The organism is Planotetraspora sp. GP83 (assembly GCF_041262585.1).
Taxonomy (GTDB): Bacteria; Actinomycetota; Actinomycetes; order Streptosporangiales; family Streptosporangiaceae; genus JAOEGB01.
On record NZ_JBGCBZ010000035.1, the window covers coordinates 52,503 to 64,581 of the forward strand.

At 68.8% G+C, this 12,079-nt stretch carries 14 protein-coding genes; 9 read left to right on the top strand and 5 right to left on the bottom strand.

Annotated elements, in window-relative coordinates:
- Nucleotides 1-118 precede the first annotated feature (118 nt).
- From ABH927_RS32320 to ABH927_RS32330, 3 genes are all read right to left on the bottom strand, one after another.
- On the bottom strand, nucleotides 119-541 hold the full coding sequence (locus ABH927_RS32320; protein ID WP_370027932.1) for a YchJ family protein: 423 nt from the start codon (nucleotides 539-541) through the stop codon (nucleotides 119-121).
- A 139-nt stretch (nucleotides 542-680) separates the two neighbouring features.
- Nucleotides 681-2,507 (bottom strand): multicopper oxidase family protein, encoded by a 1,827-nt coding sequence (locus tag ABH927_RS32325; RefSeq protein WP_370027934.1) that lies wholly within the window; start codon nucleotides 2,505-2,507, stop codon nucleotides 681-683.
- 106 nt (nucleotides 2,508-2,613) lie between these two features.
- Complete coding sequence (locus tag ABH927_RS32330; protein WP_370027936.1) at nucleotides 2,614-3,870, bottom strand: epoxide hydrolase family protein; 1,257 nt, start codon at nucleotides 3,868-3,870, stop codon at nucleotides 2,614-2,616.
- 100 nt (nucleotides 3,871-3,970) lie between these two features.
- Between ABH927_RS32330 and ABH927_RS32335 the strand changes: the two genes are divergently transcribed.
- The 6 genes from ABH927_RS32335 to ABH927_RS32360 all read left to right on the top strand — a co-directional run bounded on the left by ABH927_RS32335 (nucleotide 3,971) and on the right by ABH927_RS32360 (nucleotide 7,837).
- Nucleotides 3,971-4,516 (top strand): SAM-dependent methyltransferase, encoded by a 546-nt coding sequence (locus ABH927_RS32335; protein ID WP_370027938.1) that lies wholly within the window; start codon nucleotides 3,971-3,973, stop codon nucleotides 4,514-4,516.
- Nucleotides 4,517-4,618: 102 nt separating this feature from the next.
- Entirely contained in the window at nucleotides 4,619-4,903 is a 285-nt protein-coding gene (locus ABH927_RS32340; RefSeq protein WP_370027939.1) for an NAD-dependent epimerase/dehydratase family protein, read from the top strand.
- Nucleotides 4,904-4,918: 15 nt separating this feature from the next.
- Nucleotides 4,919-5,317 carry a DoxX family protein gene (locus tag ABH927_RS32345; RefSeq protein WP_370027940.1) on the top strand — a complete coding sequence of 133 codons (399 nt, stop codon included), beginning with the start codon at nucleotides 4,919-4,921 and terminating at the stop codon, nucleotides 5,315-5,317.
- A gap of 167 nt (nucleotides 5,318-5,484) precedes the next feature.
- Nucleotides 5,485-5,652 (top strand): hypothetical protein, encoded by a 168-nt coding sequence (locus ABH927_RS32350; RefSeq protein WP_370027942.1) that lies wholly within the window; start codon nucleotides 5,485-5,487, stop codon nucleotides 5,650-5,652.
- A gap of 92 nt (nucleotides 5,653-5,744) precedes the next feature.
- The gene (locus tag ABH927_RS32355) at nucleotides 5,745-6,746 is read left to right on the top strand and encodes an MvdC/MvdD family ATP grasp protein (protein ID WP_370027944.1); all 1,002 of its coding nucleotides are present in this window, start codon (nucleotides 5,745-5,747) and stop codon (nucleotides 6,744-6,746) included.
- Between the two features lie 50 nt (nucleotides 6,747-6,796).
- Complete coding sequence (locus ABH927_RS32360) at nucleotides 6,797-7,837, top strand: TIGR04500 family putative peptide maturation system protein (protein ID WP_370027946.1); 1,041 nt, start codon at nucleotides 6,797-6,799, stop codon at nucleotides 7,835-7,837.
- Nucleotides 7,838-7,980: 143 nt separating this feature from the next.
- Here the strand turns inward: ABH927_RS32360 and ABH927_RS32365 are convergent, their stop codons facing one another.
- On the bottom strand, nucleotides 7,981-9,009 hold the full coding sequence (locus ABH927_RS32365; protein ID WP_370027947.1) for a tetratricopeptide repeat protein: 1,029 nt from the start codon (nucleotides 9,007-9,009) through the stop codon (nucleotides 7,981-7,983).
- 5 nt (nucleotides 9,010-9,014) lie between these two features.
- Nucleotides 9,015-9,593: a hypothetical protein gene (locus ABH927_RS32370; RefSeq protein ID WP_370027948.1), complete on the bottom strand. Its 579-nt coding sequence runs from the start codon at nucleotides 9,591-9,593 to the stop codon at nucleotides 9,015-9,017.
- Nucleotides 9,594-9,813: 220 nt separating this feature from the next.
- On the opposite strand from ABH927_RS32370, the gene ABH927_RS32375 reads away from it, so the two are divergent.
- The 3 genes from ABH927_RS32375 (at nucleotide 9,814) to ABH927_RS32385 (ending at nucleotide 11,982) form a co-directional block, all read left to right on the top strand.
- Nucleotides 9,814-10,425 carry a hypothetical protein gene (locus tag ABH927_RS32375; RefSeq protein WP_370027950.1) on the top strand — a complete coding sequence of 204 codons (612 nt, stop codon included), beginning with the start codon at nucleotides 9,814-9,816 and terminating at the stop codon, nucleotides 10,423-10,425.
- Between the two features lie 192 nt (nucleotides 10,426-10,617).
- Nucleotides 10,618-10,767: a hypothetical protein gene (locus tag ABH927_RS32380; RefSeq protein WP_370027952.1), complete on the top strand. Its 150-nt coding sequence runs from the start codon at nucleotides 10,618-10,620 to the stop codon at nucleotides 10,765-10,767.
- 282 nt (nucleotides 10,768-11,049) lie between these two features.
- Nucleotides 11,050-11,982, top strand: a complete 933-nt coding sequence (locus ABH927_RS32385; RefSeq protein ID WP_370027954.1) for an NADP-dependent oxidoreductase — start codon at nucleotides 11,050-11,052, stop codon at nucleotides 11,980-11,982.
- The last annotated feature ends 97 nt before the right edge of the window (nucleotides 11,983-12,079 follow it).

Here is a 12,079-nt window from a genome sequence, read left to right on the forward strand (position 1 = left end):
GAGGGGGCGCAGATGGTGGGGTTTGGGAGGTTGGCGGTCAGTCGGATCTCGGCGGTCGGCGGGTCTGGTCCGGTACGTGGATCGGCTTGCTGGTCGCGACACCGCACTTGCGGTTGGGTCAGGTTGTGAGAATGGCGTCGAGGTAGACCCAGGCGCCCTCGTGCCGGGCGAAGCGGCTCTTTTCGTATAGTTCACCGGGCTTTCCCCGGTAGGTGTAGCGGGCACGGAAGGTGACGGTGCCGGTCGTGTGGAAGGGGCTTCCTCCTGAGGTGGCTTCGATCTCCAGTCCGGTCCACCGCATGCCGGGTTCGAAGCCGATACCGGCCGGGCGCGTGCTGGGGTGCCAGGTCCGCAGCAGGTAGGTCTCCTCCTCGACGGCGAACGCGGCGTAGCGAGAGCGCATCAGGGCCTCTGCGGTGGGAGCGGCCTGCCCGGCGTGGTACCGCCCGCAGCACTCGGTGTAGGTGGCCGGCAGGCCGCAGGGGCAGCCTGCCGCGGCGTTGACGAGCGCCGAGGCGCGGCTCGGCCTAGTGCGTGACATGCCGTCCATTCTCCGTTACCGCTTCGCCGGTGACGCCGATCAGGCAGCCGTCACCTGTGATCCGCCGGTGGCGGGCGGGCCCGGACAACCACACCCGCCACCGGCCTCAGGCGGGCCGGCCGCACCGAGGCGGGGTCCGTCAGCCGACGAGTTGCCAGGGGCGCATCATGTCGTTGTCCTCGTGTTCGAGGATGTGGCAGTGGTGGATGTAGTCGGCCGGGAACGTGGTGCCGGTGCCGTCGATCCCGGGAACCGGCGGTGCCGTGGTGTAGGTGGCGATGATCCTGTTCACCATCTTCGGTAAGGCGATGAAGCTGTCCCGCCAGCCCTGCTCGTCCGGCTCCGGGGGCGTGGGCGGCCCGGTGAGATACCTGGCCAGGACGGGCCTCCTCCCGTGCGGGCGGCCCGCCGCCAGCCACCGGCCGTAGTCCCTGTTGTAGTCCTCGGCCCTGAACTTCTGCCGGTTGTAGATGTGGAACTGCACGAGGTGCACGTGCATGGGGTGGGCGTCCGCGGTGGTGTTGACGTATTCCCAGACCTCGGTGGCGTCCGCGCGGACGAAGTCGTCCACCGGCTCGAAGAAGTAGCGTCCGTTGATCTGCATGTGGACGGAGTTGTCGTGCCGGTCGGTCGTCTCGGTCAGGACGCGCTCCCGCCACTTCGTCCCTGTGGCGGGCTGGAGCGGCTCGAACGGCGGAAGGGCCAGCTTGCCGGGCGGTGTGGTGGGGTCGCGGGCGCTCAGGGGCTCGGTCACGCGGAACTGCATGATCTCGGGGATGGCCGGCCCGCCCCCTCCACCGGGGTACGGCGCGGCGGCGTCGTTCATGAGGGTGAGGGCGCTGCCGACGGGCACTGAGGCGAAGTCGACGATGATGTCCGCCCGGTCCGCCGGGGCCATCACCAGGTCCGTGCAGGGCAAAGGGTGACCGCGGAGGCCGCCGCCGATCCCGATGAGCCAGAACGGCAGCCGCGTCCGGCCGTCGCCCAACCACAGGTGGTAGAAGCGCGAGTTCGAGGCGTTGAGCACGCGCAGCCGGTAGCGGCGCGGCTCGACCGCCAGGAACGGGAATGCCTTGCCGTTCACGACCGGCGTGTCCCCGAAGAACTCCGGGGACCAGATCGGATGGTACGAGGTCACTCCCTTCGAGGGGTAGAAGAGCGAGCCGTCCCGGTTGAACGTGCGGTCCTGCACGATCAGGGGGACCTCGAAGCGTCCCTGCGGGAGTCCGAGCGTCTCCTCGGCCTGATCCCGGATCATGTAGATCCCGGCCAGTCCCGCGTAGTTGTTGAGCCGGGTGAGGTTCATCGCGTGGTCGTGATACCACAGCATCGTCGCCCGCTGGCGGTTGCCGTAGGCGTAGATCGCCTCGTTGGGCGCGGCTCCGGGCAGCGTGCCGTACAGGGGGCCGTGCAGGCCCTGCGGGGTGAACCAGGCGGCCGGGTTGCCGTCCGACTGCGGCGGGCTCCATCCGCCGTGCAGGTGGACGACGTTCCACACCGTCACGTCCCGTGGCATGTCCATATGCCGGCCGCCCGGCGGATCCGGGGGGACGCCGGGCAGTGGTCGCCACAGGGTCTGGTCGATGGAGCGGCGCAGCAGATGGGTGGCCGGCAATCGGTCGCGGTACCGGACGATCGACGGCCGGCCCCGCCGCGCCACCAGGGTCGGCCCCAGACAGCCGAGCCCGGCGGCCCTGCCCCGGCCGGACGGGTCGGATGCCCAGAAACCCCAGGCGACGGTGGTGCCGAGGTCGGTGTGGAAGCGCCACGGCTGCTGGCGCATGGTCAGCTCGTAGTGGTCGGCGCCGGGGACCACGGACACGTCGGGAACGGCCACGGGCAGACGGGGCAACGGGTCGGCGTACTTGCGGAGCCTGCGAGCCGTCACGCCCACACCGCATATTCCGGATATTCCGGCACCGGCCGCCACCGCGGCCAGGCGCGCGAACTCCCGTCTGCTCAACATCGCCGCGCCTCCGATGGGCCCATTCCGGCACGCCTCGCGGAGCCCCTTTCTGCCAACGCTAGACGGCGGCCGGTCAAAGCCCCTTAAAGACGTTCTGGGGGTCTCGTTATCGGCGACCGCGGAAGGTTCGGCGGAGGTCGTCAACCCACTCGCCGGGGATTTCCCATGGGATGAAGTGGCCGCCGTGCTCGTGGGCGTTGAGGTTGACGTGGTTGTACCAAGCGGCGCGGTCACCGTCGAGGAAGTTCTGCACGCGCTGGCCGGTGCTGACGCCGGGCGGGTTTTCGTAGCCGACGAAGGTGATGCCGGTGGGCGCCTCGATGGCCGGCTGCCGGTCGTGGGACGGGGTCCACGGGTAGCGGTTGTTGTTGGCGTAGGTGCGAATGGAGGTGCCGATCGAATTCGTGACCCAGAAGATCATGGCGTGGGTGAGCAGGTCGTCTTTGGTGAACACGGTCTCGACGTCGCCGCCGTTGTCGCTCCAGTTCACCCAGCGTTCCAGGATCCAGGCGAGCATTCCGGCGGGTGAGTCGGACAGTCCGTGGGCGAGCGTGCTCGGGCCGAGCACGTGTGCGGCGAGATGGGCCGCGAACCGCTTCTCCAACGTTACGATCCGGGCGTGGATGTCGGCGGGCAGCCCGTCAGGGATGGGCCGGCCACCGCTGAGGTCCCAGGCCCGGTCGCCGTTGAACATGGTGAGCTTCTGGCCGGAGCCGATGTGGATGCCGTGCAGCTCATCGGCGTACTTGTGCCCGAGCTGGCCGGTGACCAGCGCTCCGACGTCGCAGCCGGCGGCGGCGTACTTGTCGTAGCCGAGGGTGCGGGTCATGAGGGTGTGCCAGAGGTCGGCGACCTTCCAGAAGTTCATGTCCGGGTTGTCCGGCAGCGGAGTGGAGAACCCGAAGCCGGGAAACGAGGGGACTATCACGTCGAACGCCTCGGCCGGGTCGCCGCCGTACGCGCCCGGATCGGCCAGAGGGTCGATCACCTTGGACCAGTGCCAGAACGTCCAGGGCCAGCCGTGCGTCAGGATCAAAGGTGTCGGGTTCGGGCCGGCTCCAGGCTTGCGCATGAAGTGCACCGGCACGCCCTCGACCTCGACGCGGTAGTGCTCGTAGGCGTTGATCGCGGCCTCGGCGTTGCGCCAGTCGTAGCCGGTCCGCCAGTAGTCGATGAGCTCTTGCAGGTAGGCGCGGTTCACGCCGTAGTACCAGTCCTCGTTGCCCGCGTCGTCCGGCCAGCGAGTCAACTCCAGACGCTGCTGGAGGTCGGCGAGCACGTCGTCGGGCACGTGGATCGGCGTCGGCTCCAACGGGAACGGCCTGGCCTCGGCACTGTGCGATGGGGTGGTTTCATGGCTCATTCGTCTTCTCCCGCAATCGAGTCACCCGGATTCGCCGCGACTGTTTCGACATGGTGGCGACGTGTGCTTACGTCGTTTCACCCGACCGAAGTGGGTCCTCTTGGATATCAGAAAGGGTCCCATCGCGCCTTCTCCTCCTCGCTGCCATAGCACGTCGCCCGGCGCCACCGGGTACATCGACGCGGACCTGCGCGATACCGACAGGATCGTACGGCTGGCCGGGGACACTCTCGACTTCACCCAGCCAGTGGCGATCATGCTGCTCGGAGTCCTCAATTTCGTCCTGGACACCGACGAGGCGCGGGCCGCCGTGAACCGTCTGCTCGACGCCGTCCCCTCCGGCAGCTATCTCGCCATCACCCACCCGACCCTGGAGCTCGACGGGGAGGCGAACGTGGAGGCCATGCGGTTCTGGAACGAGCACGCCAAACCACCGATCACCGCCAGGAGCGGCGAGGAGATCGCCGGCTTCCTCGACCGCGTCGACCTTCTGGAGCCCGGCCTGGTGTCATGCTCACTGTGGCGTCCCGACCCCACCGAGGCCGGGGGCGCGACGAAGGGGCTCAGTACGGCGCCGTCGGCCGCAAACCCTGAGATCCGTACGGCATATGGACGACGGGGGCAGCGTGTGAACGTCGAGGCGTAGACGCGGAGTCATATCGACCGGTGGTGTCACATTTCCCGTTCGTGAGGGCTCTTAGGGGGGCGGCGGCTCAAGCCGCCACCACCACCGAGAGTCGAAGGTCAAATGATCCTGATAACCGGAGCGACCGGCGCCGTCGGACGTCCCCTGGTCGAGTTTCTCGCCGGCCAGGGCGCCGAGGTCCGCGCTGGTGATGTCGCCCGTTACGTCTACGCGGCATCCGAGGAGTCACTGATCGACGAGCGGGATCTGGTGGAGGTCGCCCCGCGCGTACCTATGCCGAGTGGGTCGCGGACCACGTCGCCGCCTTCCAGAACTGACCTCCTGATCGGCACCGCGGGTTCGCCCTGGAAGCGGCGCGCGAACCCGTACGGCCGGCCGCTTCACTGATTCATGGGAGTTCTCATGTCCACCGCCTATGTCGTCACCGCTGCCGTCACCGCCGCCGCCAACACCCTCTCGGGCGTCGCGGCCATCACCCGCTTCGCGCCCGTCATGCGGACGCTTCGTCCCGCTCTGCAGAAAGCCGGTGTTCCGGAATCGTGGCTGGTCTTTCCGATAGGCATTCCCAAGGCCGCGGGCGCGCTCGGACTGGCGCTCGGGCTCCTCGGCGTGCCACTGATCGGTACGGCTGCCGCGGCCGGCCTCATCCTCTACTTCGTCTGCGCCCTCTACACCCATCTCCGCGTATACGACTTCGCGCCGCAGTTCTACTTGGCGATCGTGTTCCTCGGGCTGGCGGTGGCCACGCTGGCCCTGGACCCCACGCTGGTCCTGAACACCGCGAACTCGGCGACGCTCTGACTCAGCAGGGATGTCCGGTTCGCGAGCTGGCGCTGACCGACCGGCTCACAGTGTCGCTTTCAGGTGTCGCTTTCAGGGTGACGGCCTGGTCCAACCGAACTCCAACCACGCTCCAAGGCGAAGCCGGGAGGATCCATCCATCCCTCAAGATCGAAAGGAGATGGGACATGTCTGTCCGCATCGACGACCTCGGCTCGGCCGCGGAGCTTCCCGAGGACCTACTGGATGATGTCATCGGGGGCAGGGGAGGGGTGCAGTCCATGTACCCCGTGTGCGCGTGGGCCGCGAGCACCCACAGCAATGGGAGCTCTGACCCCATCGACATCATGGTCTGACAGATCGGTCCTCCGACCTGCGATGTAAGGCGGGAGCGGCGTGTCCGACGTGGTCTGGGCACGCCGTTCTTCCCAACGGTGGGGAGCACGTGGTGATTCTGATACTCAGCGACAAAGGCGACAGATCCGTGGAGATGGTCGTCCCGAAGCTCGTCGAACGAGGCGCCGAGTTCCTGTGGTGGGATCCGGGTGACTACCCGGCCGAGAGCCGGCTCACCTCGCGGCTCACCGGCGGATCCTGGCGGCACACCCTGCACACGGGCGGCCGGGACTACGACGCCTCCCTGTTCAGCGCGGTCTGGAACCGCCGTCCCTCCCCGTCGCGCGCCCCGGACTCCGTCACCGACGCCAACCACAGGAAGTACGTCGAGAAGATCTCAAGGATCCTGGTGTACGGCTGGGAGGACACCCTCGACAGCCGCTGGTTCCCCGGCAGGACCATGGACATCGTCCGCTTCCAGAACAAGCTCTTCAACCTGGCCGCGGCGGCCAGACTCGGTTTCGCCACGCCCGAGACCCTGATCACCAACGATGTCGAGGAGCTGATCCCGTTCTGGGAGGAGGCGGAGGGCGAGCTGATCGCCAAGGAGGTCGAGTTCGTCAGGTTCCAGGTCGACGGGGAAGACCACGCCTTCTACAGCACTCCGGTCACGCGCCGCCACCTCACCGACCGGCACCGCCTCGCCATCTCCCCGGCCATTCTCCAGCCGTACATAAGGAAGTGCGTCGAGCTGCGGATCACGATCGTGGGAGAGCAGGTGTTCGCCGCCGAGATCCACTCTCAAGCGTCCCGCGCGACCCGGCACGACTACCGCCACCACGAATGGAGCTTCTCGGTGTACGGCGTGCACCGGCTGCCCGACGACGTCGAACGCCGGTGCCTGGAGCTGACCGCGTCTCTTGGCCTGCCGTACGGCTGCATCGACATGATCCTCACCCCTGAGGGCCGCTACGTCTTCCTGGAGATCAACCCCACCGGCCAGTGGGGCTGGATCGAAGCGGCCACCGGCCTTCCCATCTCCGCGGCGATCGCCGACTGGCTCGTCGCGGCGGAACCCGATCTCCGCGCGGCCTCCCAGGTGACCATCCCATGACAACCCGAACTCCCATGACGACCCGAACTCCCATGACAACCCGAACTCCCATGACGACCCGAACTCCCGAGACCGCCTTCGCCGCCGTGCTGGCCGAGGCCGTGGACCTGCTCCGGACGCTCCCGCGCAGGCGCCCGGACGTGCCCGCCGCCCGGCGGGCCGTCGAGCGCTGGCGTGCCGCCAACCCCGACACCCGGGCTCAGCTCGTCGCCGACGTCCGGCCCGGCAGCCCCATCGTGGACTACGACCTGGTGCTCAGCCACCCCGGCGGCGGGACCGTGGCGCTGACCGCCCCCGCCGACGACGGTGTGCCCTGGACCGTCGACCATTCCACCCACTGGGCCTCCGCCAGGCTGCTCACCGTCGACGACCAGGAACTTCTGATCCAGAACGCGCTGCTGACCCTGCGCGCCCGCGCCGAGCGTGAGCAGACCATCCAGGAAGAGCTCGTCGACCACTGCATCCTCACCGAGCTGGCCGCGCGGGAAACCGAACCGACCCAGGCCGAGCTGCAGGAGGCCTCCGACGCCTTCCGGCTACAGAGAGGGCTGCGCAGCCGCGCCCAGATGCTGCGCTGGCTGGAGAACGTGGGGCTGACGCCGTCGGCCTACGACAACCACATTCACGGTCTGGCGCTCAGACGCCGCCTGCGGCGGCGGGTGGAGCAGGAGACGGCACGAGACTACCTGGAGCGCCATCCCTCGGAGTTCGACCCCGTCTGGGCTGTGTGGGCGGTCGGGCCCAAGGACCGCCTCACCGCTATCGCCGTCCAGGACGATCCCCTGGCCGCCCTTGCCCACGCACTGCTGTCCCCGTCGCCCTCGCCGGGTGGCGAGGGAGACGACGACCTGACCGTCACCACAGCCCACCGCGCCGCCCGCGAGATGCCCGAGCCCTTCCGCGACGCCGCCGCCGGGGCCGTGGTGGGTCCCGTGCCCCACGGTAAGGACCACCTGTTCGGAATCGTCCGCGGACGACGCCCGGCCGACCCCGAGGAGCCCGGAACGCTCGCCGCCGCCGGACGGGCCGGCTTCGCCGCCTTCATGGCCGAGCAACGCGCCAAGGCCGAAATCACCTGGCACTGGCTCTGAGAGTCGGCATCGCCGATGACCGATCCAGGCCGTTCGTCCCCAGGCGCCTTCCCCTTCATCTTTCGCGAGGAGGCGCTGCGCGGGCATGCCAGCCGTACAGACCGACGATCCGGACTGAGGACTGCCACCCGCCCATCACCGGCTCAATGGGCCCTTCGCCTTTTCTCCGGCCAGTGCTGAAGTCGCCCTTCCCGGCGCAGGCGTCTCTGTACGGTGAACAGATAGATGGCGGTGGAGACGAACGACACCAGCGCGGAGCCGAACCAGTACATGCCGGCGGTGTTCAACGCGTCCTCGCTCACACCAGTGATCAGCGCCCATGAGAACGTGCCGATCACGCCGTAAGTCGCGATCACCTGGAAGAGCAGCAGGCGGCTGAGCCCAACAGCCCGGACAACGGGTCGCCGGCCCGCCCATGCGGCCGCCCCGGCGATCAAGCCGAGCGACATGACGATCGTCCAGGCCGCCACGAGCCAGCCACGGATCGGACCGCTCGTCATGATGGCCGGAACCGCGGCGAAGAACACCGAGAAGGGCAGCAGCATGGCGACCCCGCCCGCACGATTGCGCAGGTTGTCGTCGTCCAGGTCGGCCGCGACCCGCCGCGCGCGGGCCCGGCGACCGGCGATCTCGGCTCGCAGGCTCCCGGTCCCGCGTCGCGTTTTGACCGCCCACCAGCCCAGACGCGCCAACCCCACGAGAGCGGCGACCATGACGAATCCCGGGATGGAATGCCCGTCGTACATCGTGCGCCCCCGGATCCCTAGCTGGGAGGCGAGCCAGTCACCGCAGGTCTCCATCAGCCAGGGACCCCGAAAGAGGACACCCAGCACGACCAAGCCCAGCAGGCAGCCGCCGGCATCCTTGAGCGTGATCTTCTCGACGGGGGCTTCCGCCGGCGGAGTCCGGGCCGCCGACAGATCACCGATGTACGAGCGGAGCTCCGGATGGCCCGCTCCGAGTGCGTCCGCCTCGGCGAGAGCCTTGCGACAGGAGTCCTCCTCGCCACGGTAGGCGTAGATCAGAGCACGGAGGAGCAGAGGGTGCGGATCGCCGGGCCGCTCCGTGACCAGCCGGTCCACGTAGGCGTGTGCCCAGACGAAACGGCCTTCACCGCACTGCTTGAGCACGTGGGCGCCGTGCCCTGCGACGTCGGGAAACGGGGGGACCATCCGGATCAGGCGGCGGTCGGCGCGCCGGCCGGCAGTCTCAGCCGAGCGGCACGCGTAGCCGCCGAGGGAGACATCATCTGCAGCAGCCGGCGGGCTCCGGTCACCTTGAGCGGGTTCCGAGCGGCATGGGACAGGGCGACGGCCATGGTCTCCAGCCCGCAGATGTCCGCGACCAGCCGGTCCAGCGCGAACGTCCGGACGCGGATACTCCTGGCGAGGACGGCCACGAACAGTACGGCGAACAATCCATACGCATCGAGCGGGGTCATCGTCGCCGAGAAGACCCCTAATGCGACTCCGATCAGGACGCCGCCGAGGACCAGCGTCAGCCGGCCCTGCCAGCCCAGACCGCGCGGAACGCGAGCGCGATCCAGCGCGCCGACCATCCACGCCAGGGATGCCTCCTGAACGGGGGCTGGAATAGGTGTGAACTCGGGTCCGATCACGATCGTCGCGCCCTTACCCGTCCGGCGGAGCGCGGCGGGACACCCTTGTGGCGGCTCGCCCAGCTCGACATCGGGCGCCTGCACTCCGAACTTCAGCGCCAACTCCTGTACACGGCCGCGCACCGTCTCGATATCCACGCGGAAGATTCTCCTCGGGGAAACCACGGATATGCGGCAAAATGTGATCATTGATTGGCGAGCGGCTCGTGAATCTTCGCTCAGGAGCTCCTCGCAGTCCAAGTGAACGTCCGGTCGGCCCATCGGGGCCGCCCGAGGCCGAGCGGGACCTATGGGCAAAGCCGATGTCGCTGCCGGAAATCGAGTTGGCGGGTGGCCGGTGAGGGCGACACTTCGGTGCATGGGCGCGATGGAGCAGCTGGCGAGGCAGGTCTATGTGGCCGCGCGGGCGGGAGATCTGGACACCGGCCCCATCCTGGAGCTCGCCTTCGCGGTTTATGAGTCGTACTGGAACAGCCCTGCCGCGCGGGAGCTGCTGGAACGCCCGACAGCGGAGCTGAGCGCCGCCGCTCTGAACCTGCTGACCTGGCAACTGCTGGACGAGGCCCCGTTCGAGCCGGGGTTCGATCTCGAACCCGGCTGGTGGCGGACGCTGGAAGAGGCGGTGGCCGTCGTGGAGCGTGACGTGCGGACAGACGGGGTGGCGAAGAGCCTTCGGCTGGTGACCGCTGACTGGGACCCCGAGTTGGGTCAGGCGCAGGTGGAGTTGGATGGGGGAGTCGGAGGGCCCTTGATCCGGCCCGCGAGCGGGCAGGACCTGCAAATCGCGCTCGAGTTGATCGCTGACGCGGTCCAGGACATGGTCATGGAGGCCAGGTGGGCGGTCTGGCCCACGTGTGCCGCGCACAACCTTGGCCTCCGGACCGGCTGTGTGGACGGTCGGGCCGTCTGGACCTGCGCGGGCTCGGGCCGCCACGTGGTCGCACCAGTCGGCGATCTGCCGACCAGCTGAGATCGACCCGGCCTCCGCTTTTCATCTGTCCTTGAGGAGAGGAGGCTTGGTCGCACTCCGCTCAGGCGCGTCCGTGGGAGCGCGGGCCGACCAGTCCTGTTTCGTAGGCGGCGATGCCGCGCCGGGCCACGGTCCTGGCAGCCAAGGCGGCCATACTGGCCGGCCTGACGCTGGCCCGCCGGGACGGTCGCCGTGCTCGGGTCCGTGCTTGCCGGGCGGCTCATCCTGCCCGGCAACGGCTTCACCCCCGCGCACGGCTACCCGCCCCTGGCCTTGGCGGACGGCCCGACGCTCCGCGCGGCCGCCGGCTCGGTCCTCTACCTTGCGCTGATCCGCCTTTGAAAGTGCCGCCTTCGACGAGGTGACGGGTGAAGAAGCGGGCGACGAGGGAGCCTGCCGGAGATCCGCTGACGTCAGGAGGAACTCTCCGCCTTGTTCTTGAGATTGGTCGCGGAGCCGAGTGCCGGAGGGTGGGCTGGACACACTCATGGACGTGTCAACAAAACGATGTATTGTCGATACGTCACCAAACCTGTGCGCCCTGATGCGCGGGCGGGTTGTGCCCTCCGTCGCCGTCGCGAGCCTGCCCGGCCTGACACGACCACCACTTTGAGGAGAACCCCTGTGAAGGCTCTTGTCGCCCGTTCCTATGGGCCGCTGGAAGACCTGTCCATCGAGGACATCCCCACACCCGTCCCCGGGCCGGGCCAGATCCTGGTGCGCGCGGAAGCGGCCGCGCTGAACCCGGTGGACCGCGTGCTGGTCACCGGGGCGATACGGCACGAGTTGCCGATCCAGCATCCCTTTGTGCCGGGCGTCGACATCACGGGCGTCGTGGAGGCCGTCGGCGAAGGCGTCACCCGCTTCGCCGTGGGCGACCATGTCATGGCGTGGAACGGCGTGCCGTCCGGCGCCCTGGCCGAGTACGTGCTGGTCAAGGACGCGCCTTCGGCCGCGCTGCGCCCCGAGGGCCTGGACGCCGAGCATGGGGCGGCGCTGCCGACGGGCGGGCTGACCGCCTCCGCCCTTCTTGACGCGGCGAGCCCGCAGCCGGGGGAGACGGTCCTTGTGGTGGGCGCCTCGGGAGGCATCGGCTCATACCTGGTCCAGCTCGCCAAGCAGGCGGGGGTCACGGTGATCGCCACCGGACGCGCCGACGACGCGGAGTTCCTCAAGAGCCTCGGCGCGGACGAGACGATCGACTACAAGGGCACGGACATCGCCGAGGAGACGCTGCGGCGGGCGCACGGCGGTGTGGACGTGGTGATCGACCTGGCCAACGCCGGCCCGGGCCTCGCGAGGTCCGCCGCCGCGGCCAGGCCGGGCGGGCGCCTGGTCTCGCCTCTGGGTGGGCCGCCGTCCTTCGACCGGGGGGTCACGGCCACCTACACGGGCACCACCACCCCTGAGGGACGGCTCGACGAGCTGGCCGCCCAGGTCGTGGAGGGGCGGCTGCGGGTGGAGATCGGCGCCGGCTACCCCTTCGCCGAGTCGCGGCAGGCGCTCATCGACTTCGCCGCGAAGCACGTCCGCGGCAAGATCACCATCACCTTCTAACGTCAACGCCGTTGCATTTGACTGATCGGCTGTCCGTCAAGCCCTGATGACGAAGCAACGGGACTCTGATAGATCATCTTGCGACCAAGCCAGAAGA

Bases quoted from the DNA above. Each gene is read 5' to 3' on its own strand.
- ABH927_RS32320 (WP_370027932.1), bottom strand. From the start codon at position 541: ATGTCACGCACTAGGCCGAGCCGCGCCTCGGCGCTCGTCAACGCCGCG.
- ABH927_RS32325 (WP_370027934.1), bottom strand. From the start codon at position 2,507: ATGTTGAGCAGACGGGAGTTCGCGCGCCTGGCCGCGGTGGCGGCCGGT.
- ABH927_RS32330 (WP_370027936.1), bottom strand. From the start codon at position 3,870: ATGAGCCATGAAACCACCCCATCGCACAGTGCCGAGGCCAGGCCGTTC.
- ABH927_RS32340 (WP_370027939.1), top strand. From the start codon at position 4,619: ATGATCCTGATAACCGGAGCGACCGGCGCCGTCGGACGTCCCCTGGTC.
- ABH927_RS32345 (WP_370027940.1), top strand. From the start codon at position 4,919: ATGTCCACCGCCTATGTCGTCACCGCTGCCGTCACCGCCGCCGCCAAC.
- ABH927_RS32350 (WP_370027942.1), top strand. From the start codon at position 5,485: ATGTCTGTCCGCATCGACGACCTCGGCTCGGCCGCGGAGCTTCCCGAG.
- ABH927_RS32360 (WP_370027946.1), top strand. From the start codon at position 6,797: ATGACGACCCGAACTCCCGAGACCGCCTTCGCCGCCGTGCTGGCCGAG.
- ABH927_RS32365 (WP_370027947.1), bottom strand. From the start codon at position 9,009: ATGGTCCCCCCGTTTCCCGACGTCGCAGGGCACGGCGCCCACGTGCTC.
- ABH927_RS32375 (WP_370027950.1), top strand. From the start codon at position 9,814: ATGGGCGCGATGGAGCAGCTGGCGAGGCAGGTCTATGTGGCCGCGCGG.